The following is a 22,021-nucleotide window of genomic DNA, read 5'->3' on the forward strand; positions in this document are numbered from 1 at the left end:
TGCAAGGAAGGCATTTGTTTTTATTGCTGTCCTTGACATGGCTCAGATATGAAAAAGCGGCGCTGTTCGCAAGGAACGCGCCGCTTTTTTTAATGTCGTTTCGCGACGGTCAGTTTACAACTTCCCAGCTTCCATCCGGCTTGCGGCATGCGGTGCCGTACGCTTCTTCCTGCTTGCCGCCGATGGTGACGGTCTGCTGGTATTCACGGCAATATTCCTGGGTTTTCGGTTCCTGATAGGTCCGGGTCGGGGTTACCGTGCCACGAACCCCGGTATCGGGGTTGTTCCAGGTCGATGTCTGGCCCGTCGGCGCACTTTCAAGGGTGCGCTGCGTGCTTTGTGCCATGATCGCGCGGTCGGCATTGTCCAGTGACTTGCCGACTTCACTGCCGATAAAGGCGCCAGCCAGTGTACCAAGTGCCACACCGACAAGCTGTCCCGATCCTTTGCCGAACTGCGCACCGGCAACAGCACCACCAACCGCGCCCAAAAGGGTGCCTGCGGTTTGTTTCTGGCCTTGATCCTGTGCACAACCGGCAATGAATGCGGTCATCATGACGGGGATTACGATATGACGAAATTTCATATTTTTTTGCCTACCTTGTCTTTCCTGTCCCAACCGATATGTTCTGTATCTACGGAACGATCTTGATTGCGTCGTTTCACGTATATCCAAAACCCGTATCTTTCGAATTTGGTGCGGATTTTGAACTATCAAAGGAATCCTGACCCCAATGGACGAAAAAAATACGCCAAAAATGGGGCATGAAGATCATGCCGTACCGTTCGATCTTTTTGACGTGTGGTTTAAAGAGGCGAAAAACAAGGAGAAACCGTATCCGGATGCGATGACGCTGGCGACAGCAGATGCGCGCGGGCGGCCTTCGGCGCGTATTGTACTGCTTAAGGACTTTGATCAGCGCGGTTTTGTTTTTTACACCAACTATGAAAGCCGCAAGGGCGATCAACTTGCCGAAAACAGCTTTGCCGCATTGTGCTTTCACTGGAAGTCGCTTGAAAAATGCGTTCGCATCGAGGGGGCGGTGACCAAGGTCGACAGTGTGGAGTCCGACGAGTATTTCGCATCCCGACCGCGCGGCAGCCAGCTTGGCGCGTGGGCGTCAACCCAGTCCCGCCCGATGAGTGGCCGGTTCGATCTGGAAAAACGGGTTGCCGAATTCACCGCCAAATTCGGGCTGGGCAAAGTCCCTCGCCCGGAGCATTGGGGGGGCTTCCGCCTGATCCCTGATCGCATCGAATTCTGGTCCGAAGGCAAGTTCCGCCTGCATGATCGCCAGCTTTACACCCGCGATGCCGAGGATAAGGGTTGGAACCTGCAAAAGCTTTTCCCATGATGTAGAAGGCTGTTCTGAAAATGCAAAACGCGCGAATGTTGGTTCGCGCGTTTTTGTTTGGCTGGTTTGATCAGTATTCTTCTGACGGGCAGAAGACTTCCTGTAACACGACGATGATTTTCATGATCTCGGGATTGGCCAGCGAATAATAGATGGTTTGCGATTCCCGGCGTGTCTTGACCAGTCCCTCGCGGCGCAAACGGGCAAGATGTTGCGATAGTGCAGATTGTTTAATACCCAGTTCACCTTCAAGCGTGCTGACTGATTTTTCTGTTGTTCCAAGCGAACATAAAACCATCAGACGCCACTCGTTTCCCAATGTTTTCAGGAACTCGGCAGCCTCGCGAGCGTTTTCATGCAAGTTTTTATAAGGCATCGCAGGCAGTATCCATTCTCGAAGTCAGTCCGGCTATTTTCTGGCACGTTAAGACCGATAAACCGTATAGGATGATTAATCTTCGGCATTCGGCAACGCATTGGTTTGATGTTACACTGGTTTCTTTCTCCGCCTAAGCATTTCGTAGGGGAAAGCCCCTTTTCAATGCATGGACGGGATCTTTTATAAAAGTTTTGATCTTGAACAAGGAAAGATGCGTTTTCTGGTTGCAGACTGTCCCTTTCTGACGTCTTGACGCATTGTAGTGATCGCAACAAGGCACACGTGTCGGAAGACACATCAATTCTCGGGAGTGAGTGCGATGGCAGTAAGAACAATTCTGGCCCCGGTGGCAGGTTCGAACATTGATCAGCGTGTACTGGATCTGGCGTTCCGGACGGCCAAAAGATTTGATGCACATCTTGAGGCATTGTTTGTTGCCGCCGAACCACAAGATGCGATCCCGATTGTCGGGGAAGGCATGTCGGGCCTGATCATCGAAGAAATGATGCGGGCAGCTGAAAACGAAACCCAGCGCCGTGAAACCCGCGGGCGTGCTGCCTATGATGCGGCGCGTGATGCCGCCGCCGTTGCCGAGGCCGCCGTTCCGATGGCCGATCTTCAGGCGACCTGTGCATGGCGGCGCGACAATGGCCGCGAAGACGAAACCGTTGCCCGACGTGGCCGTCTGTTTGATCTTGTGGTCATTGGCCGCGAACCGCGCGAAGCTGCCGCGTCGCTTACTTTTGATGCCGCCCTGATGGAAACCGGTCGTCCGTTGCTGGTTGCGCCGGAAAAAACACCCGAAACCGTTGGCGAAAAAGTCGTGATTGCCTGGAATGGCGGAGTGGAAGCCGCCCGTGCCGTGACATCGGCCATGCCACTTTTGCGTACGGCCAAGGAAGTCACCATCGTCAGTGTCGGCGAAGTCCCCCATGGGCGTGCCTGTGCCAAAGCATTGGCCGAACAGTTCCTTTGGCACGGAGTCGAGGCATGGGTGTCCGAATTGCCCGAACAGTCGCACGTTGCTAATGCCTTGATATCCGAGGCAGAAAAGGTCGGTGCCGATAGCATCGTACTTGGCGCTTACAGCCATTCGCGGTTCAAGGAAATGATCCTTGGCGGTGTTACACAGGATATGCTGGCAAAATGCACTTTGCCGCTTTGGATAATGCATTGACCCATAGGTCACGTAACATCCTGAAATCCGGATGATTATTTGTATGATCATTGGTATATGACAAAAAAGGCGCAGTCTTTTGCGCCTTTTTTGTTGCGTCTGCGAACAAAACCCGCCACCGTTACTGAAATCTTACAAAGACGACGGCCCGATCAACGAGGCCTTCGCCCGATAAAAGAACAGTGGAAGAAACGTCTGGCAGGGGAAAATCCCATGTTATCACTTCGCGATGTCATTGATTTCGCATCCATGTCCGAGGATCTGAGCCGGGAACTTACCCGTCAGAATGTCGGCTTGCCCGATCTTGGCGCTTTGGTTGCAAGCTATTCCGGTGTTGCTGCTGGCCCTGTTAGCAATTGCAATGAAGCACTATGTGCCGCCAACGATGTGGATGGCGAATAACTTACAAAGTCTCTGATGTCCCGATCAGAACAGGTTGATCTGGTCTTTTCGCTTTCGCGAATTCGTTTTTTCAGGGACATCTTCTTCGCACCAATCCAGAACATGATTGGGCACCGGGCCCAGCATGTGACGCACGGCGTCAAATCCGTTGACCGGATCAAGCCATCCGGCGATATGGTTTGGCCCGATTACGGCGGGCATGCGGTCATGGATATGTGAAATTGCCTGTGCGGGGGCGCAGGTGATGATGACCGCCTCGCGTCCGTTTTCAAGCCCGGCAAACAGCACTGGCTGATGATCTGGCAGGGTGATGCGGGTCTTGTGCTTTACCCTGCCGTCCTTGCGCCATTCAAACCAGCTTGTCGCTGGTATCAGGCAACGCCGATCCAGCAAGGGACGAAAGGTCGGTTTCTGATCAAGGGTTTCGGCTCGGGCATTGATCAGTGGCGCATTCAGCGTTGAAACGCTTAACCCCCAACGGCGCGAGGCAGCCTTTTGACCCGGCAGGATCACAATCACCGGATCGGTCGGGCGTCGAATGCCAGACAGGCTCTCAAATGCGGCTTGGTCTGCGTCCTCTAACGGTTTTTCGGTATCTCGTCGATGTGCATCCCGCCCGTCTAAATCGCGGTCGGCGGCAAAATCGGATGCTTCCTTGCGAATGATATCGCTAAGGTCGATGGCCAGTTGTGCCTGAAACGCGTTCATGTCGTTGATAAGCTGGTATTGGCTGCACATCGGATTATCTGTTCGTTCCATAATTGACAATGATCATAGCCGTTTGACTGGTTTTGATACAACCTTCGTCCTATATAGGAACGCGTGTTGCGATGCGTGCTTGCGACGGATCGCAATGCTATAAGAAGATGACGATACGATATAACGTGCCACTTCGGCGCGCGGGATTTGAAAGAGCCACCCAATGAATGCCACTGCCCCGAAAACCGTTGTCCTGACTGGCGCAAGCCGGGGGATCGGCCATGTTACGGTCGGTTATTTTGCCGCGCGCGGCTGGCGGGTGATTTGCTGTTCACGGGAAGCTCCGCCGCCCAGTTGCCCGCGTGATCCGGCACAGGGCATTCATATTGCTGCCGATCTTTCCAAACCCGAAGATGTCGAGCTTTTCATCAGGCAGGCCAACGAAGTTCTTGGCGATGATCCGCTGCATGCATTGGTCAATAATGCCGGGGTATCACCCAAGACGCCGTATAAAGAACGGCTCGGCTGCCTGAATGGCGATATCGAGGCATGGCGTGATGTCTTCGAACTGAACTTTTTTACCCCGTTGACTTTGTCGCGGGGCTTTGCCGCAGCCCTGCATCGCGGCAAGGGGGCGATTTGTAATATCACCTCAATCGCGGGCCATTATGTTCATCCGTTTGCCGGATCGGCTTATTCCACGTCCAAGGCCGCCCTTTCGGGGCTGACACGTGAAATGGCAGTGGAGTTTGCCGAACTGGGCGTGCGGGTCAATGCCGTGGCACCCGGCGAGATCAAAACCGCAATGATTTCCCCGGAATACGAGGCACTGGTGCCTCGTATTCCGATGAACCGAATGGGCACCCCCGAAGACGTCGCCGCCGCCGTTCATTATCTGGTGGGGGAGGACAGCAGCTATGTCACCGGTACGGAAATTTTCGTAACCGGTGGGCAGCATCTGTACTGATTTTGTAAATCTGCGGGGCTTTGATCGAAAAAACAGCCAGGAACTTACGGCTGTTTTTTTATCGGTGGTGGTTCGGGGAAATGTAAAATGCCGGATCATATTCAGCCTTGCCCGCCGGAATATCATCAATCAGCGGACGGGCCATGAAATACTGTTCCGGAACGCCGTCCAGTTTCAGGTCGGGCAGGGGAGCAAAGCCGAACCGGCTGTAATAATCAGGTTCGCCCAGAACCACGCACCCCGCCGCATCATTGATCCGCAAGCGTGCAATGCCTGCCTGGATCAGTTCCGATCCGATGCCAAAACCCTGTCGGTCGGGGCACACCGCCACTGGACCAAGGCCGAACCAGTCGATATTTTTGCCATCGATGGTAATCGGCGAGAAGGCTACGCACCCGACAAGTTCGTTATCTTCAATCGCGACAAGCGAAATGCTGAGCTTGCCCTTTTTGCGCAAGGCATCGACGATCAGATGTTCAGTTTGCTGACTATGAGGGGCTGTTGCGAATGCGCTGGCCAGCAATGCATGGATTGCCGGAATATCGGACTTTGTCTCATCGCGTATAAGCATGATCGTCCCGTCCCATCCTGTGACTTCACGCCTGCTACCTGCAGGTCTGTCACACGACTATAACGGGAAAATCAATTAGACCAACAGGCTTTTAAGCCAGTCGCGCTTTTGCTCCAGCCGACGGGCTTCCATATCAAGCCATCCGGTGAACGGGGCGGCTTCGTTTGCGTGGTCTTCACGCAGTGCCAGAACGCGATCAAGTTCCAGTTCGCAAACGTCATGCAGGATTTCGATCTGGTCGCGACGGGTTTCATCATCAAGCAGATGCAAGAACCGCATTTTAAGCGCCATGACAAGCCGCGAAAGTTCGCCCGACGTATCTCGAAGCGTGCCCTGCATCAGTTCCTGAAATTTATCGTGCCCGGCCTTGGTCAGCGACAATTGTGCATCTGAATAGGACCCGCTATTGCAATCCTCGCGCACCAGCCCTTCAAGCTTCAGAAGCTGAAGCGAGCTTCCCATCATATCAAGCGATGGCCCCATGATATGGGCGGTAAAATGACGCACTGAATTGGCCAGATCGGCATAGCTGATCGGTTTGTCCGAAAGGGCAAGGGTACCAAGTGCGCAGAGGCGCAGACATTCTTTGGGCAGCAATGTTCTATCCGAATACATAAACGGTCCCTGTCATGTTGCAGGTACCCATGTTAACGCGAACGGTTCTTAATTGCAAGGTGTCGATGCCGGAGAAACCCCGGCACCGGTGAATATAGATCACAATCATGATTCCGCAAACAGACTGTCAAAGACATATCGTTCCCGTTCACGGGGCAACGACGTCATGAACGGTCAGTTCCCGGACTTCACCATCGGGCGTTTGCCACCAGATGGTTTCACCCTTTCTGATACCGATCAGGGCTGCTCCAACCGGTGTCATGACCGAAATCCGCTGGGTGGATATGTCTGCTTCGGTGGGCATGACAAGAATTATGGTTTGCATGCCACCGGTCGCATTGTCGCGGAATGTGACTTCCGATCCGATGGTGATGGCATCAGGGGGCAGTTCGGATCGTGTGGCGATCACAGCCCTGTCTATTTCGTCAAGCAGGCGGTTGGCGACAATCGGGTTCCGGCCAATATTGGCCCGTGCAAGGTTTTCAAGCTGATCGGCGATGGTCTGATCGATGAAAACGGCTGGATCATGGGACTGGGTTTCAGTGAGGGTTTTGGTAGTGGTTTGCATATCGAAAAGTCCTTTGGATGGGATGTGATGTTGCGACACATAAGGTCGCAAACAGGATTCAGTTGAACGGGACCAAAAGCTCACCCCCCTGAAGGGGGAGCCTTCTGACTGTGGTGTCGGCCAAAAGAAGCGGGCTGCGTTGTCGTGGTTTCATGCCGATAACGGTCAGGCCGATAAAACTTCGCAAATCAACGACACTCGGATCGCGACTGTTGCCACCAGAGTTGGCTGAGTGATCATTGATATTGCCAATCATGGCTTTGAGGCTTGGTTAGGTTCAGGCTTAGGAACGATGTCTGTGGCGGCTGATCATTAATCGAAAAGCAGATGAAATCGCCCGGGCAAAGCCTGCTTGTCAGAGGGCGCAAAGTTTCAAGTCGTTTGAATTGCTGGGGGCGACCGATAGGGCGCGTGCGCACATCGTGTGTTTGCGTGCATGTGATGCTGTTTGGGGGAATGCCACCCAAAGCACGGCATTTCAAAGCTGTCATTGTAATCCTGCCTGTCAAACGATCCGGTTGGATGTTCATCGAAGGTCATTGAAGGTTTGACTTCAAAACCCCGAGTGCAGGTATAGGAATACGTTCCTCACCCCACTCGGGGTAAGGCTCCTGCGAGAAGGGAACCCGCATTGATTACAAAACGAATGTTTAATTGCTGCTTCAACATGACTGGATCAATCTAACATATCGGTCTGGAAATTGAATGATCTTATTGGTGCATAAAAAGCAAGACCGGCACATGGTCATGTCTGTGCCGGTCTTATGTGTTCCGTCGCGGATCGCGTGATTTTCCGCTTTATGCCGCTTTTGCGATGCCCAACTGGCCCCAGACGGTCAGAAGTGAATCGATCAGGTGATCGATCAGTTCATCATTGTGAAGCGGGCCGGGGGTAAAGCGCAGCCGTTCTGTGCCGCGCGGTACGGTCGGATAGTTGATCGGCTGGACATAGATGTCGTGATCAAACAGCAACCGGTCGCTGGCTTCCTTGCACATGCTGGCGTCGCCCACCATCAGTGGCACGATATGACTTGGCGCATCCATGACCGGAAGACCGGCGGCACGCATACGTTCACGCAGCGTTTCGGCACGTTCTTTCTGCGCTTCGCGTTCGACATTGCTGTCTTTGAGGTGGCGAACCGATGCCAAGGCACCAGCCGCGATGCTGGGCGGATGGGAGCTGGTAAAGATAAAGCCGTTGCCAAAGCTGCGCACGAAATCGACGATTTCGGTTTTACCGGCGATATAGCCGCCAATAACGCCAAAGGCCTTGGCAAGCGTGCCTTGGACGATATCAACGCGGTCCATCACGCCGTCGCGTTCGGCGACGCCGCCGCCGCGCGGGCCATACATGCCAACCGCATGGACTTCGTCGAGATACGAAATCGCGTTGTATTTTTCGCACAGATCAAGGATTTCGGCGATCGGTGCGATGTCGCCATCCATTGAATAGACGGACTCGAACGCAACGATCTTGGCGCGGTTCGGCCCCAGATCGCGCAGGATTTCTTCAAGATGTTCGACGTCGTTATGTTTCCAGATCCGGCGTTCCGCCTTTGAATGGCGCATGCCTTCGATCATGGAATTGTGATTGAACGAGTCGGAAATGATCACACAATCCGGCAGCTTCGAGCCAAGGGTCGAAAGCGTCGTCCAGTTGGCGACATAGCCCGATGTCATCAGAAGGGCTGCTTCCTTGCCATGCAGATCGGCGAGTTCATTCTCGAGCGCGACATGCAGATGGTTGGAGCCGGAAATATTGCGTGTGCCACCCGCCCCGCCGCCCTGACCGGTGACGGCGTTTTGCATGGCTTCAAGAACCGTGGGATGTTGCCCCATGCCGAGATAGTCGTTTGAGCACCAGACCGTAATTTTGCGCGGTGTATCACCGTTATCGGGGTGATACATGGCCTTGGGAAATTCACCGACAATACGTTCAAGATTGGCGAATACGCGGTAACGGCCTTCAGCCTTGAGGCCGGACAACGCGTCTTTAAAGAAGGTGTTATAATTCATCTTTTGTGTCTTTCGCCTGTCTCTTTACCGCGGGTACGGGCTTGTGTCTCATCCCGTTCTCTCTCCCTTGGTAAAGCTCTGGTCCTGGCCGGATATGCGTACATCTCCGGATCAGCATGGTCCCGTCTGACCGGGTCTTGATAACTTCCTTATCGGACATGGTTTCCGACTTGGCATTGACCCTTGTCAAAAATTTTAAAGCGATTCCAGTTTCAGCTAAAACTTTTCAGCAAAGCTTCACTGCGAACCACGCTGTCAAAGAAGGCGTCCATTCATTGTGTGTCGATCACGCCATCTCGTGGCGTTGGGCGGTTCCCCATTCACTTTCCAATTTGGCGCTATTGATAGCATTTGGCAAGGTTTTGAAAGGACTTCCGACCCACAATTAAATCAATTTAAACAAGCGGCAAAATCTATCGATTTTTTTATTTCGGAAGTTTAAGGCTATTCGCCTGCCGCCGTATTCATTGGAGTGCGGCGGCAGGTGTTTGTTTTTAATGTGTTTTCTGGAATGTTATGGATTTAGCCGAGGCTTTCATGCCAGTCCGCAAGGGCCGCTTCGACCTTGTCGAACATGTCATGAACCTGTTCTTCGGTAATGATCAGTGGTGGGCAAAAGGCAACGCTGTCACCAAGTGCACGCAGGATCACACCGTAGTCCATACATTTTGCAACAACCGCCTTACCGGCAGCACCGACAGGCTGCATTGGTGTTTTCAGACATTTGTCAGCGACCAGTTCAAATGCGCCAATCAGCCCGCGTCCGCGGGTTTCGCCGATATGTTCAAATTTGTTCAGGTCCTTAAGGCGTTTCTGGAACGGCGACATGACATTGCGGACATGTTCGACAATACCGTCCTCTTCGTAGATACGCAGTGTTTCAAGGGCGACTGCGGCCGCGACCGGATGGCCGGAATAGGTAAAGCCATGGCCAAAGGTACCAATTCCATCGGATGCCTTTTTCGCCGCCTGATAAATCTTGTCATTGATGAACAGGGCCGAAATCGGCTGATAGGCCGATGAAAGCTGCTTGGCGACCGTGATCATGTCGGGTTTGAGCCGGAAGGTTTCGGTGGCAAACATCCGCCCGGTCCGCCCAAAACCGCAAATGACCTCGTCGGCAATGAACAGGATATTGTAACGATCCAGAACTTCCTGCACCTTTTTGAAATAGGTGCGCGGCGGCACGATGACGCCACCGGCCCCCATGATCGGTTCTGCAATAAATGCGCCGACGGTTTCCGGGCCTTCGGCCTGGATCAGGTCTTCAAGCTGTTCGGCCAGACGGGTCGCGAAATCTTCTTCTTCCTCGTCGGGCTGGGCTTCGCGCCAGTAATGCGGGGTTTCGGTATGGATGATGCGGTCAATCGGCAGGTCAAACATTTTGTGATTGCCTGGAAGCCCGGTCATCGAGGCCGCAGCCACCGTCACCCCGTGATAACCCTTCTTGCGCGAGATGATCTTTTTCTTTTCCGGCTGGCCGATGGCATTGTGATAATACCAGACCATCTTCACCGCAGAATCAGTTGCCTCTGAACCGCTATTGGCAAAGAACACCTTGGACATCGGGACGGGTACAAGTTCAAGAAGCTTCTCGGCCAGATCAATCGCCGGGTTGGTGCTGCGCGATGCGAATGTGTGATAATAGGGCAGGGTTTCAAGCTGCTTTGTTGCGGCTTCAACAAGGCGCCTTTCGCCAAAACCAAGCGATGCACACCAAAGACCGGCCATGCCTTCGATAAAATCGCGGCCATTGTCGTCGGTCACGTAAATCCCGTGGCCCTTTGAAATGATATGCGGCCCGGTTTTTTCGTGCGCGGCAAAGTTGGTATAGGGATGCAGATAGCTTGCGATATCGCGGCTGGCCGCGGAATTGCCTTTGGCCGATGGGGCCGCTGGGGCGATGGTGGCGTCTGTGGTCATGATAACCTCTGTTTCGTGCAGGAAAGTTCCTGATGCTTTCAGGCACTTTAGTCAGCATTCTGCGGGTTGGAAATCATTAGTTGGGCCCTGTTCCGGCGAAGATCCTTTGGCGGTTCGTCAAAACAGAAATCACCAAAACAGAAGCCCAAAAGCAAAACCGGCCGGGCAAGGGGCACCGGCCGGATTGGTAAAGATGTTGTCGGTCGTAACCTAGTGCGACATCAGAACCGGAACCGTCATGTGACGCAGAAGATGTTGGGTCACCCCCCCCAACATCAGTTCGCGCAGGCGCGGACGGCCATAGGCGCCGCAAAGGATCAAATCGATGCTTTCATCCGCCGCACGCGACAACAGAAGATCGCCAACACTGATGCCACTGGCATTCATGCTTTCCTTGCGGACATTGACACCGTGGCGTTCAAGCCGCGATCCGATATCGACACCCGGCACCGGAATGGAATCACGTGCCCCCTTGTTCGGATCGGCACAGAGAACGAGGGCCGATTTGGCATTTTCAAGAAACGCCATGCCGTCATTCACCGCACGGACAGCTTCGCGATAGGGTTTCCATGCAACCATGACGCGCTCGCCAATCGTTTCGAACCGACCGGCATAAGGTACGACCAGAACCGGGGTGCCAGCAGTCAGAATGGCCTTGTCGGGCATTTCCGAGGTCGAAGACGGGTCGGCACTGTCCGGATCATACTGGCCCAGAACCGTCAGGTCGTGATGGCGCGCATACATGGCAACCGTGTCGGCAATCTCGGCGGCAGAGCATGGTGTTTCCTGCCAACTGAAGGTTACACCGGCATCCTCGCAGGCTTTGGCGAAGTCGCGCTTGGCTTCCTTGGCGGTTTCGGCCATTGCAGCACGCTGCTGATTGATGATTTCCTGGGAAATCTGAACTTCCATGAAACGCGGAATTTCCGCATAGGGCAGAAGAAACAGCCCGGTCAGGTGGGCTTTGTGCGCTTTGGCAACTTTCAGGGCAACCGAAAGCCGTTGGGCGCAAGGGGCCGAATTGTCGATATGAACAAGGATATCCCGATACATCTGCCAGTCTCCTTTTCCGGGCAGCCCCGCCTTCGATCAAGGCGGCTAGCGTGGTTATGAGAAGCAGTCTAATGCGATCAGTGCTGGCGTTCTTTGTTCTATCTCAAATTACACTTACCGCCTGTACTGAGTATCGCGTAACCCTGTGGCGAGAAAATGACTGTCCGTGAATTGGCTAGCCGTCGGCAGGACGTGACATCATCGGAATGGACTTTTCCATGGTCGGGGCACTGTCATCGGGCATCGTGACCGGACCAGATGTTGACGTTCCCGCGGTTGGATCGGCCATCATTGGTGCGCCGGCAGACGGCATTGTTCCCATGCTGTCACCCGAAATGATCGCAAGGCTTTTGCGCAATTGCTGTGACAGGGTTGACCAGTTGGTCTGTAGCGTGTTGCAGGCTGCCGGGTCATTTTGCTGAACACAGCGTTGCGCCATGCGATCAAGTATACCAAGGGCGATACGCGCCTCGTCGATTTGCTGGCGCTGCATATCGGTGATTGCGGCCTTTTTCGGATCTGGCGCCATGACAAATTTGTCATTTGCAGTATTGGCTGGCGCATTCGCGGATGTTGACGTGGTCGGGCCACCCCACGGAGTTACGATTTCCGCCGTGGTATTGGTGGGGGAATTGCTTTGTGCGGTGGGCTGCACGCAGCCCGACAGCAGTGCCGCAGAAACAACAAGACCGGACAGGAGGCCAGCGCTTCTGATCTTCATGACTTGCTCCTTTGGCCGCAAGGCGATGTCCGCCGGGCCGTTCCCTTTACTTTACAGTGCCATTTATTGTACGGCCTTGCTTTTGCTTGTGAATATATTGGACCCAGTTACGCGTGATGTCCAGAAAAGGGCGCGTGACAGCTTATTGACCCGGGCTTTGTTCCCGAGCTGGCGATATCAAGCGGGGTTCGTTCTTAAGCGCATTTCCGAGCCATTGCAGAACCAGCTTGATGCGTTCAATGCGTTTGAGTTCTGGATGTGTAAGCACCCAAAGCCTGTTTGGTACGAATTGATGCAGAGACGTAACGCGTTCAAGATCTGGGATCGCCAGATCAGCAGGCAGGCAAGCATATCCAATTCCGGCGCGAGCAAGGCCTGCCATTGCAACAAAATCATCGCTACGATGGATGATCCGGTCAGCGTGGTTTTCGTCGAGCCATTTAAATACCGGATGATTTCTTAGGGCTCCGCTGGCACCGATAAACCCACCGGGCAAGCGATCCGGAAATTTCATGGCATTGAAATTCTGCTCGGTTTTTTCCGCCATATCATGATTTGCGTAAAGTCCCCAATCTATCTTGCGAACTTCGCGGCCGACAAGATATTCGGGCGGGAGTTCCGCGACCCGTATCGCGATATCAGCATGGCGTTCTGCCATGTTGAATTCCTGATTACTTGCCAGAAGTTCAAGGCTGATATCTGGGTAGGCCGTCTGTAAGCGGGCGAAATAATCAGGCAGAATGAAATAGGCAAAGCTTGTCGGTGCGGTAATTCGGACCGTCCCAGCAGCGGCAATATCGCGCCCGGAAACACTTAGATTGATAGCTTCGAAATTGTTCAGGATTTGCCGGGCGGGACCAAGCATCTCTTCACCTGCTTCGGTCAGGCTGTAACGGCCTTTGATCCGTTCGAATAGGCGTGTTCCGGTTTCTTTTTCCAATGCATGGATATGGCGAAATACCGTTGTATTGCTGACATTCAGACGTTCGGCTGCTTTTTCAAGTGACCCGGCGTCGACAACGGCAAGAAACGATTTTACATAATTCCAGTCCATTTTGACCTTTCAAATTTGCAATGGATTTATACAAAATTGCCTATTTATTGTAAATTTGCAAATTCATACGATGGAGCCGATAAAGCCAGACAACCAAGAGAGAGCAAAATGATTGGTTATACATCGATTGGGACAAACAACCTTGCCACGTCCGGGGCATTTTACGACGCCGTTCTTGGCATGATGGGGGCCAAGCGGGTGATGGAGATGGAGGATTTCATTGTCTGGGCACGCGCGGAAGGAGAGGCCAATTTTTCGGTTCATCTGCCTTTTGACGGCAGGCGGGCAACCGTTGGGAATGGTGTAATGATCGCCTTGCAGGGAAAATCAAAGGACGAGGTCGACGCCGTATACAGCAAGGCGATCAGCGTCGGGGCAGTATCGGAAGGGGAACCGGGCGCGCGCGACGGTGATGATAGCGGTTTTTACGCAGCCTATTTTCGCGATCCGGATGGCAATAAAATCAACATTCATTACATGTCGTGATTTGCCTGAAACTTGGCGGTTTTTGGGAGAAAACGGCTAAAAGGAGGTGGGGGTGGAACATCCGCATTTTAAGCTGATAGGCCACCGGCTGTGCCCGTATGTGCAACGGGTTGCAATGGTTATGGGACACTACGCGATTGATCATGAAAGGGAAGATATTCGTCTGGAAGACAAGCCAGCCTGGCTTGAAAAGTTCAGTTCGGAAAGGCAAGTGCCGGTCTTGCTTCTTGACCAAACGCGACCGCTAACCGAGGCTGCGGTTATTTGCGATTATCTCGACAGGATTAATGGTCGTGCGCTTTATCCGGTCGATCTGATTGAGAGTGCCGAACACAGTATCTGGATTTTACGAGCAGAGCGGATATTGTCGCTAACTGCAGATCTTGTGTATCGGGCTCATAATGAGCATGACTGCGATCTGACATTGCACAGGATCGGCCTGATCTTGGCTATACTCAACAAGAAGTTTGAAGCCGCCGGACCCTTTCGCGAGGTTGGGCTATGCATGGTCGATATGGCCTATGCGACCGCGTTTCGGGCATTTCCGGTATTGGTATACGGGCTTAACCGGGATTTGTTTGCGGGGTTTGAACATGTTCGTGGCTGGAGCGAACGATTGTTAAAAAACGATATCGTGCGGACGGTAGTCCACCAAACGTATCATGGGGAACTTCATCATTTTATCGCATCAAGACAAAGCTATCTGGCCAAAAGGCTATCGATGCTTCCGGTGCCACAAAAGCCCGCCTTATCTGCCTCCCAATAGATTTGTCAGATTACAAATAACGGACTGAAAAGCCATCAATAGTGTATGTCGACTGTTGATGGCTTTTTTCTTTATGTTTTGTCTCGCGACACCATGACGATGATGGTTTCAAAAAGTTCCTGCTTTGCCTGATCGGCGGTGATTTCGCCGGTTGCCGCTGCGTAAGAAAGGGATTCGGCTGCGCCCAGAAAGCCCCAAAGGCGGGGCATTGGTATTTTACCGGTCGGGCTGAAAGGGGACAGGATATCGCGACATTTATCAATGAACAGAATGTGATAGTCGCGTTTGACCTTCTCCAGCTCTGGCGATCCGGCAAGTGATGCTATGACACCCGAAATTTCGCGCCCCTGTGACAGCACGCAATCAATATAGGCCGATGCGATCACCGATGCCTTGTCGCGCAGGGTATGGCTGCTTTGCGCAAGGGTAGAGTCCATCAATGCTGTTTGACGTCGATCGTAATCCTGATACAGCGCGATCAGCAAAACCGATCGTGTTCCGAAATGATCATAGACCACCGGCTTGGTGACTCCGGCCTGTTCCGCAAGACTGCCAAGGCTGAGTGCCTCGGTTCCGTCGTCATGGATCATCTTCCATGCAACGTCGAGAAGTTGCCGATTGCGATCTTCGCGCGCCATCCGTTTGCGTGGGGTATGTGACGGGGACTTTTTTGCGTCGCTGCTTGACATCTTTATATACCAAACGTAACTTACAGATAGTAACTTACTTATAGTATATAGTGATTGCCGTTGAGTGGCAATTGCCTAGCAAGGAGGTATGTCATGCGCGCGCTTGTTGTTGTCGCCCATCCAAATTCCGGTTCGTTCAGTCATGCGGTTGCCAGTTATATTGGTAAGGGCATTGAGGATGCCGGACCTGAACACAGTTTCGAGTTTGCTGATCTGTCGGCCGAAGGGTTTGATCCGCGTTTCAGCCAGGATGATATCGCGGCCTTCGAGATGAGGGCCCCGTTCCCCGACGATGTGCTTGCCGAACAGAAGCGGATTGATGCCGCCGATACGCTCGTTCTGGTTTTTCCGATTTATTGGTGGTCAATGCCCGCGATCCTGAAAGGCTGGATTGATCGGGTGTTTTCAAATGGCTGGGCTTATGAGGATATTGACGGTGAAAAGGTGATCAAAAAGCTGAACCATCTGAAGGTTCATCTTGTTGCAATTGGCGGTGCAGGGCTTGGCACATTTGCCCGGCATGGATATTTCGGGGCAATGAAATTGCAAATCCATCAGGGCATTTTTGATTATTGCGGAGTGGAAGTCGCAACTTCGGAATTGATGTTGCTGGCCGACGGCAATGACCCTGCGGAGCTCTTGAAAAAAGCACGCGAGGTTGGGGCGGCGATCCCGGCAAAGGTAACAAAGCCGGAATTGGATATGGCGGGATAAATCCCGTTAGACCGGCCATCAAAAGCAAAACGCCCGCAGGGAAAATCTGCGGGCGTTTGAGTTTGGCAATGCGCCGCTGGCTTAGTCGTGCTTGCCGCCATGGGCCTTGGACCAGCCGATCGGGTCGGCAAGGAAGGCGCGAACGCCTTCGATGGCTTCTTTGGGGAAGTATTTGCCTTCTTCGGCAACCGCCAGAATATCGGCCCAGGTTGCGAGGTAATGCAGTTCGATATCGTCTTTTTTCAGTTCTTCAAGCGCATTGGGGAACACACCATAGAAGAACACGACAAATGCATGTCTGCATTCGGCACCGGCTTCGCGGATGGCATTGACGAAGTTGACTTTCGATGCGCCGTCGGTGGCAAGGTCTTCGACCAGAAGGACGCGCTGGCCTTCGTGGATGTCGCCCTCGATCCGTGCCTTGCGGCCAAATCCCTTTGGCTTCTTGCGGACATACTGCATCGGCAGGTCCAGAACATCGGCCAGCCAAGCGGAATAGGGGATGCCCGCGGTTTCACCACCGGCGACCGCATCAAATGCCTCGTAACCGGCCTTGTCGGAAACCTGACGGGCGGCAAGTTCCATGACCTTGCGGCGTGCGCGCGGGAAGGAAATCAGTTTGCGGCAATCAATATAGACCGGGCTCGCCCAGCCCGATGTCAGGATATAGGCCTCTTCCGGGCGGAAATTCACAGCCCCGATATCAAGCAAAATCTTTGCGACGGTTTTGGCAGCATACGAGCAATGCGCGGTCGAAGTTTCGTTGGTCATGGCGACTATACCCTTTTCCGGATCGAATATTTGCGCACGTCTTAGCGTTTTTGGACGCAAAGCGCAAAGAAAAGCCGCTGTCCGGCTGGTCAGGATCAGGTGCCCGGCGATGTCGGGGGCAAATTTGCGGGCAGCAGGACCGGATGCGAATAAGGCAACGTCGATTTGAAATGGCATTATTGATATCTGAAATATCATAATTGCAGTTTTAAATGCGTTTTGCTAGGCTTCGATCATGTGTGAATGAAGGATGCGCCCTATGATTACCGCGGGACAAATGCGTGCGGCGCGTGCGTTGCTGGGCATTGATCAGAAAACGCTGGCCGAAATGGCCGGGATTTCGGTGCCAACCATCCAGCGGATGGAGTCCAGCAAGGGTAATGTGCGTGGTGTGGTTGATACGTTGACCAAGGTCGTCGAAGCACTTGACCGTGCCGGGATCGAATTGATCGGGGATAACGTGCCCAGCATGGCAACCGGGCGCGGTGTGCGTCTGAAAGAACCGGAAATAAAACCGACACTGCCAGACGAGCAGGGCGAACAATAACGACCGCAACAATTTTGCGACGGCGACCGCCGACTTATGCCGACGATCCCGCCGCCTTTTGCAAGGCTGCCGGAGACTATGGAAACCAGAACCTCGAAAACCAATCAGGCATCCGAACCCGGATATGCCGACCTGTTTACCCCAAAACTTGTAACCGTCCTTCGCGAAGGTTACGGGTTTGCGCAGTTGCGGGCCGATGCGATTGCCGGTTTGACGGTGGCGATTGTCGCCTTGCCGTTATCGATGGCGATTGCGATTGCATCGGGCGTTTCCCCCGCACAGGGGCTTTATACCGCGATTGTCGGGGGAGTTCTGGTATCGCTCCTGGGGGGCAGTCGCTTTCAGATTGGCGGACCGGCGGGGGCTTTCATCGTTCTGGTCGCAGGTACGGTTCAGACGCATGGCCTTGATGGCTTGATCATTGCCACTATCCTGTCGGGATTGATGTTGCTCGCCATCGGGGCGCTGAAGCTTGGTACCTATATCAAATTCATTCCCTATCCGGTGACGGTTGGCTTTGCTGCCGGGATTGCGGTGATCATTTTTGCAAGCCAGATCAAGGATTTGCTGGGGCTGACTTTGCCAGGCAAAGAACCGGGGCCGCTTTTGGAAAAGCTCCCGGTGATCTGGGCGGCATTGCCGGGGATCGATCCGGTGACGGTTGCGTTGTCCGGCGCGACGATCCTTGTGATCATCGGCAGCAAACGGCTGCGCCCGCATTGGCCGGGCATGCTGATTGCGGTGGCCGGGGCCGCATTGGCAACCGCGTTGTTCAATCTGCCGGTATCCACCATCGGCAGCGTCTTTGGCGGTATTCCCGGTGATTTCCCCATGCCCGTCTTGCCGGAATTCACCCTTGCCAAGGTGCAGGCGGTTTTACCCAATGCGATTGCCTTTGCGCTTTTGGGGGCGATTGAATCGCTTTTATCAGCCGTGGTGGCCGATGGCATGACCGGCCGACATCACAGATCGAACTGTGAACTGGTGGCCCAAGGGGTGGCAAATATGGCGTCGGGTCTGTTTGGGGGTATTTGCGTGACCGGCACGATTGCAAGAACGGCCACCAATATCCGGGCCGGTGCGCATGGGCCGGTTTCGGGCGTTTTGCACGCGCTGTTTTTGTTGTTGTTCATATTGGTTGCTGCGCCGCTAGCCAGTTTCATTCCGTTGGCAAGCTTGGCCGGGGTGCTGGCGATTGTGGCATGGAACATGATCGAAAAGCACGCGATAACGACCTTGCTGCGCGCATCGCGTGGCGATGCTGCGGTGTTGCTGGTAACATTTTTACTGACGATTTTCCGCGATCTTCTCGAAGCAATCGTTGTTGGATTTGCCCTTGGCTCGGTTCTGTTCATTCAACACATGTCGAAAACAACCGCAATTGCCACTCACAGCCCGTTCGTATCCGAAGATCGGGCCGACGGTACGACCGGCGGCGGGGCATCGGATATTTCATCGACAACCGACCCCGACATCATGATTTACCGGATTACCGGCGTGTTCTTTTTCGGGGCAGCGGCATCCATTGGATCGGTTCTGGATCGGATTGGCGATACGCACCGGGCATTGATCATTGATTTTGCCGCTGTACCGTTTCTCGATTCAACTGCGGCCAATACGATTGCGGGACTTGCCCGCAAAACACGCGGGCGCGGGATCGAGGTGATCCTGAGCGGCACATCGCATGACCTTCGACGGGAACTGTTTGCACATGGCATCAAGCCGCCGCTGGTTCATTATGAAACCGATATCGAGAAGGCGGTCGGGCGCCTTCGCGCGCATGGATTGCGTAACGTCACGACATCCTGAGTTGCGGCCGCAAAGACAGCGATAATGGCCAAGCCTTTGTCAGGCATTGGCAAAATCCGGTTTTGGGTTTATTTGGTATAGCTTTACCGAATTAAGCTGAAAGGCACTGCCATGTCGCAGGAAACCGGACTTGCCGTCGATATCAATGACGGCGGCATTGCAACCATCACCATTTCGCAGCCGGAGCGCAAAAACGCGCTGACCAAACCGATGTGGGGGGAGCTTGCCCGGATTGCCGATGATCTTGGCGGGGATAATAACCTGCGCTGTATCGTTATTCGCGGCGGCAGCGGGGCCGGGTTTGGGGCCGGGGCCGATATCCATGAATTTGTCCGCGAACGCGACGGGTTCGAAAAGGCACGTGATTATGGAATGCTCCATGCCGAGGCCTTGCAGGCGCTTCGGGTCTGTCAGCATCCGGTCATTGCCGCGATTGACGGGCCTTGCATCGGGGCATCATTTGTGTTGGCTGCGGCGTGCGATTTGCGGATTGCGGCCGATAACGCCAAATTCGCCGTACCGCCGATGAAGCTTGGCGCGACACTGGGCTATCCGGAATTGCAGATCATGCTCGATCTGCTGGGCGAGGCGGCGTTGTTTGAAATCCTGCTTGAAGGGCAGGTGTTTGATGCCAAACGCGCGCGCGAAATCGGTTTTGTCGCCCGCTATGTGGCGATTGAGGCGTTCGATGCGGAAATCGCATCAACCGCCGCCCGTATTGCAAGCGGCGCACCCATCACCCAACGCCTGCATAAGAAAATGATCAACCGCCTCAAAGAAGGTGGTGCCATCGGTGCCAAGGAATTTGACGAAGGATACCGCGCCTTTGACAGTGCGGATTTTAAGGAAGGCTACACCGCCTTTCTGGAAAAAAGAAAAGCGGTGTTCGAAGGCAGGTAACGGTCAGATCACAACGGCAAATCCGGCGTCAGCGGTACATCAGTAATGCCGTAATCAAGGCCCATCTTGTGCAGCTCGCTTGTGATTTGCGATCTGTGATGGGTTTGGTGGTTGAAAAGCTGCATCAGGAAAAGCTGGCGCGGTAATTTGCGGGTTACACCATCCAGCCCCATCAATTCGCGAATGTCATCCTGCCAACCATGATCACTGGAATCGACGAATTCGGAGATTGCCGCGTCGGTTTCAACGCGCATTTTGCGAAGCGTTTCAAAATCATCGGCCATGATCGTGCGCGCATTGAACGGCTCGGCCTGCCCGGTATTCAGGATGCCGAGGATGCGGTGATCAATATACAGCAGATGGTTCAGCGTCGCATGGATGGAGCCAAAAAACATGCCGCGGTCACGACGGCGTTCCGCGTCGCCGATCTGTTCACAAAGTTCGTACAGAACGCCATTCTGCCAGATGTTGTATTTGGCCATGGCGCGGCCATAATCGTTGAAATTCATCTTTGCCATTTTGGTGGGGCTCCTGTCTGGCGTTAATTGACTGTGTTTAGTCGGCGGCAACGACAACAGTATCGTCGCTTTGTGCCGGGCGGGTTGTTCGATCTGTTTTGCCTCGGCCACGAAATGCACCATGACATTGGCGAAAATGCCAAAGGCCAGCATTGATGCGGTCGCTGGCAGGAGGCTGCCGTCATGAACCTGTCCGATGATGGTGCCTGCCAAGGCACCAGTGGCAAACTGGATGGTGCCCATCAAGGCGGTTGCCGTCCCGCCGATATGCGGGAAATACTGCATGAAGGCCGCAGTTGCGTTTGGCGCTGTCAGCCCGATCATGCCAACGGCGACCATCACAAGTGGCACAACCACATAAAGGGATGGTTCGAACACATTCACCGCAATGAACAATCCGATCACAGCAGCCAGTTGAAGGCCGGTGCCGATCGCCAGTATCTGATGACATTCAAGACGTTTCAGCAACGGATTGTTCAGCCGGTTGCAGATCACGATGACAATGACATTGGCTCCGAAGAGATAAGGGAACTGGCTGGGTGATACGCCAAAATAATCAATATACATGAACGGGCTGTCGGTCAGGAAACTGAACATCACCGCGCTGGCGCCGGTATGGGCCAGCATGAAACCAACCGCCTTGCGAGTACGCAGAACTTCCAGATAGGTCCACAAGACCCGTCGCGCAGGCCCCGCATAGCGTGGGCGCAGCTTGGTGGTTTCAGGCAGCTTGAACCAGACAACCACCAGCATGATGCTGCCATAGATCACCAGCAGAACGAAAATTGCCTGCCACTGGAAATAAACCAACAGGGCCGAGCCGACCGTGGGCGCGACCAGCGGTGCAATCATCATGATTACCGCGATCAGGGCAAACATACGTGCCGCATCTTTGCCGTCAAACAGGTCGCGGACCGACGCACCGACGATGACAAGGGCAAAACCGCCGCCAATCGCCTGGATAAAGCGCATGACGTTGAGCGAGAAAGAACTGTCGACAAAGATGATCATCGCACTGGTGATGATGTAAATCACCAGTCCGACAAGGGCGACCGGACGGCGACCTACGCGATCCGAAAGAGGCCCGCCAATCAGTTGCCCCAGTGCAAAGCCGATCAGGAACATGCTGATCGATACTTCGACATTGTGGGTCGGCGCACCAAAATCGACCGCCATAGCCGGGATGGCCGGCAGGTAGGTATCAATCGCAAAGGGCGCGGTCGCGATCAGGGCGGCAAGCAGGATCGCAAGGCGCTTGGTATTGATCGGGGCGCTGGCATCTTTATTCGCCATGACTTCCGTATCCGTTTCTTATGGTGGC

The 22,021-nt window shown here is 53.9% G+C and carries 24 protein-coding genes; 10 read left to right on the forward strand and 14 right to left on the reverse strand.

The genetic code is table 11. The features are described 5' to 3' along the window. Window positions 1-109 precede the first annotated feature (109 nt). Window positions 110-586, reverse strand: a complete 477-nt coding sequence (locus tag TH3_RS06795; RefSeq protein WP_007090901.1) for an RT0821/Lpp0805 family surface protein — start codon at window positions 584-586, stop codon at window positions 110-112. Window positions 587-734: 148 nt separating this feature from the next. Between TH3_RS06795 and pdxH the strand changes: the two genes are divergently transcribed. After that, on the forward strand, window positions 735-1,355 hold the full coding sequence (pdxH, locus tag TH3_RS06800) for a pyridoxamine 5'-phosphate oxidase (protein ID WP_007090902.1): 621 nt from the start codon (window positions 735-737) through the stop codon (window positions 1,353-1,355). 70 nt (window positions 1,356-1,425) lie between these two features. Here pdxH and TH3_RS06805 read toward each other — a convergent pair whose 3' ends face one another. After that, the gene (locus TH3_RS06805; RefSeq protein WP_007090903.1) at window positions 1,426-1,731 is read right to left on the reverse strand and encodes an ArsR/SmtB family transcription factor; all 306 of its coding nucleotides are present in this window, start codon (window positions 1,729-1,731) and stop codon (window positions 1,426-1,428) included. Between the two features lie 322 nt (window positions 1,732-2,053). On the opposite strand from TH3_RS06805, the gene TH3_RS06810 reads away from it, so the two are divergent. Beyond that, window positions 2,054-2,911 carry a universal stress protein gene (locus tag TH3_RS06810; protein ID WP_007090904.1) on the forward strand — a complete coding sequence of 286 codons (858 nt, stop codon included), beginning with the start codon at window positions 2,054-2,056 and terminating at the stop codon, window positions 2,909-2,911. 213 nt (window positions 2,912-3,124) lie between these two features. Then, complete coding sequence (locus TH3_RS22805) at window positions 3,125-3,313, forward strand: hypothetical protein (protein ID WP_007090905.1); 189 nt, start codon at window positions 3,125-3,127, stop codon at window positions 3,311-3,313. A gap of 24 nt (window positions 3,314-3,337) precedes the next feature. Here the strand turns inward: TH3_RS22805 and TH3_RS06820 are convergent, their stop codons facing one another. Next, window positions 3,338-4,051, reverse strand: a complete 714-nt coding sequence (locus TH3_RS06820; protein ID WP_007090906.1) for an SOS response-associated peptidase — start codon at window positions 4,049-4,051, stop codon at window positions 3,338-3,340. Window positions 4,052-4,235: 184 nt separating this feature from the next. On the opposite strand from TH3_RS06820, the gene TH3_RS06825 reads away from it, so the two are divergent. Further along, the gene (locus TH3_RS06825; protein WP_007090907.1) at window positions 4,236-4,979 is read left to right on the forward strand and encodes an SDR family NAD(P)-dependent oxidoreductase; all 744 of its coding nucleotides are present in this window, start codon (window positions 4,236-4,238) and stop codon (window positions 4,977-4,979) included. 58 nt (window positions 4,980-5,037) lie between these two features. On the opposite strand, the gene TH3_RS06830 is transcribed toward TH3_RS06825, so the two are convergent. The 8 genes from TH3_RS06830 to TH3_RS06870 all read right to left on the reverse strand — a co-directional run bounded on the left by TH3_RS06830 (window position 5,038) and on the right by TH3_RS06870 (window position 13,500). Beyond that, window positions 5,038-5,550 carry a GNAT family N-acetyltransferase gene (locus TH3_RS06830; protein WP_007090908.1) on the reverse strand — a complete coding sequence of 171 codons (513 nt, stop codon included), beginning with the start codon at window positions 5,548-5,550 and terminating at the stop codon, window positions 5,038-5,040. Between the two features lie 75 nt (window positions 5,551-5,625). Further along, window positions 5,626-6,165 carry a hypothetical protein gene (locus tag TH3_RS06835; RefSeq protein ID WP_007090909.1) on the reverse strand — a complete coding sequence of 180 codons (540 nt, stop codon included), beginning with the start codon at window positions 6,163-6,165 and terminating at the stop codon, window positions 5,626-5,628. Between the two features lie 148 nt (window positions 6,166-6,313). Further along, window positions 6,314-6,733, reverse strand: a complete 420-nt coding sequence (gene rnk, locus TH3_RS06840) for a nucleoside diphosphate kinase regulator (RefSeq protein ID WP_007090910.1) — start codon at window positions 6,731-6,733, stop codon at window positions 6,314-6,316. 798 nt (window positions 6,734-7,531) lie between these two features. Further along, the gene (gene hemA, locus TH3_RS06850; RefSeq protein ID WP_007090912.1) at window positions 7,532-8,749 is read right to left on the reverse strand and encodes a 5-aminolevulinate synthase; all 1,218 of its coding nucleotides are present in this window, start codon (window positions 8,747-8,749) and stop codon (window positions 7,532-7,534) included. A 522-nt stretch (window positions 8,750-9,271) separates the two neighbouring features. Continuing rightward, the gene (locus TH3_RS06855; RefSeq protein WP_007090913.1) at window positions 9,272-10,672 is read right to left on the reverse strand and encodes an aspartate aminotransferase family protein; all 1,401 of its coding nucleotides are present in this window, start codon (window positions 10,670-10,672) and stop codon (window positions 9,272-9,274) included. Between the two features lie 210 nt (window positions 10,673-10,882). Beyond that, window positions 10,883-11,725, reverse strand: a complete 843-nt coding sequence (locus tag TH3_RS06860) for a universal stress protein (RefSeq protein WP_007090914.1) — start codon at window positions 11,723-11,725, stop codon at window positions 10,883-10,885. A gap of 175 nt (window positions 11,726-11,900) precedes the next feature. Beyond that, a complete protein-coding gene (locus TH3_RS06865) occupies window positions 11,901-12,446 on the reverse strand; it encodes a hypothetical protein (protein ID WP_007090915.1) in 546 nt (181 codons plus the stop codon). Between the two features lie 142 nt (window positions 12,447-12,588). Further along, window positions 12,589-13,500: a LysR family transcriptional regulator gene (locus TH3_RS06870; protein WP_007090916.1), complete on the reverse strand. Its 912-nt coding sequence runs from the start codon at window positions 13,498-13,500 to the stop codon at window positions 12,589-12,591. Window positions 13,501-13,608: 108 nt separating this feature from the next. Between TH3_RS06870 and TH3_RS06875 the strand changes: the two genes are divergently transcribed. Further along, a complete protein-coding gene (locus tag TH3_RS06875; RefSeq protein ID WP_007090917.1) occupies window positions 13,609-13,986 on the forward strand; it encodes a VOC family protein in 378 nt (125 codons plus the stop codon). A 52-nt stretch (window positions 13,987-14,038) separates the two neighbouring features. Next, window positions 14,039-14,752: a glutathione S-transferase family protein gene (locus TH3_RS22305; RefSeq protein ID WP_007090918.1), complete on the forward strand. Its 714-nt coding sequence runs from the start codon at window positions 14,039-14,041 to the stop codon at window positions 14,750-14,752. A gap of 71 nt (window positions 14,753-14,823) precedes the next feature. Here the strand turns inward: TH3_RS22305 and TH3_RS06885 are convergent, their stop codons facing one another. Next, complete coding sequence (locus TH3_RS06885; RefSeq protein ID WP_007090919.1) at window positions 14,824-15,441, reverse strand: TetR/AcrR family transcriptional regulator; 618 nt, start codon at window positions 15,439-15,441, stop codon at window positions 14,824-14,826. 93 nt (window positions 15,442-15,534) lie between these two features. Here TH3_RS06885 and TH3_RS06890 point away from each other — a divergent pair, with 93 nt between their 5' ends. Further along, entirely contained in the window at window positions 15,535-16,155 is a 621-nt protein-coding gene (locus TH3_RS06890; RefSeq protein WP_007090920.1) for an NAD(P)H-dependent oxidoreductase, read from the forward strand. A gap of 81 nt (window positions 16,156-16,236) precedes the next feature. On the opposite strand, the gene TH3_RS06895 is transcribed toward TH3_RS06890, so the two are convergent. Beyond that, entirely contained in the window at window positions 16,237-16,926 is a 690-nt protein-coding gene (locus TH3_RS06895; protein WP_037990021.1) for an orotate phosphoribosyltransferase, read from the reverse strand. A 259-nt stretch (window positions 16,927-17,185) separates the two neighbouring features. Between TH3_RS06895 and TH3_RS06900 the strand changes: the two genes are divergently transcribed. From TH3_RS06900 to TH3_RS06910, 3 genes are all read left to right on the forward strand, one after another. Continuing rightward, window positions 17,186-17,473, forward strand: coding sequence for a helix-turn-helix domain-containing protein (locus TH3_RS06900; protein WP_007090922.1), 288 nt, complete (start codon window positions 17,186-17,188; stop codon window positions 17,471-17,473). 78 nt (window positions 17,474-17,551) lie between these two features. Continuing rightward, on the forward strand, window positions 17,552-19,282 hold the full coding sequence (locus TH3_RS06905; RefSeq protein ID WP_040059700.1) for a SulP family inorganic anion transporter: 1,731 nt from the start codon (window positions 17,552-17,554) through the stop codon (window positions 19,280-19,282). 111 nt (window positions 19,283-19,393) lie between these two features. After that, complete coding sequence (locus TH3_RS06910) at window positions 19,394-20,182, forward strand: enoyl-CoA hydratase/isomerase family protein (protein WP_007090924.1); 789 nt, start codon at window positions 19,394-19,396, stop codon at window positions 20,180-20,182. A gap of 8 nt (window positions 20,183-20,190) precedes the next feature. Here TH3_RS06910 and TH3_RS22310 read toward each other — a convergent pair whose 3' ends face one another. Next, entirely contained in the window at window positions 20,191-21,993 is a 1,803-nt protein-coding gene (locus TH3_RS22310) for a Bcr/CflA family efflux MFS transporter (protein WP_007090925.1), read from the reverse strand. Between the last annotated feature and the right edge of the window lie 28 nt (window positions 21,994-22,021).

The organism is Thalassospira xiamenensis M-5 = DSM 17429 (assembly GCF_000300235.2).
In the GTDB taxonomy this organism is placed as follows: Bacteria; Pseudomonadota; Alphaproteobacteria; order Rhodospirillales; family Thalassospiraceae; genus Thalassospira; species Thalassospira xiamenensis.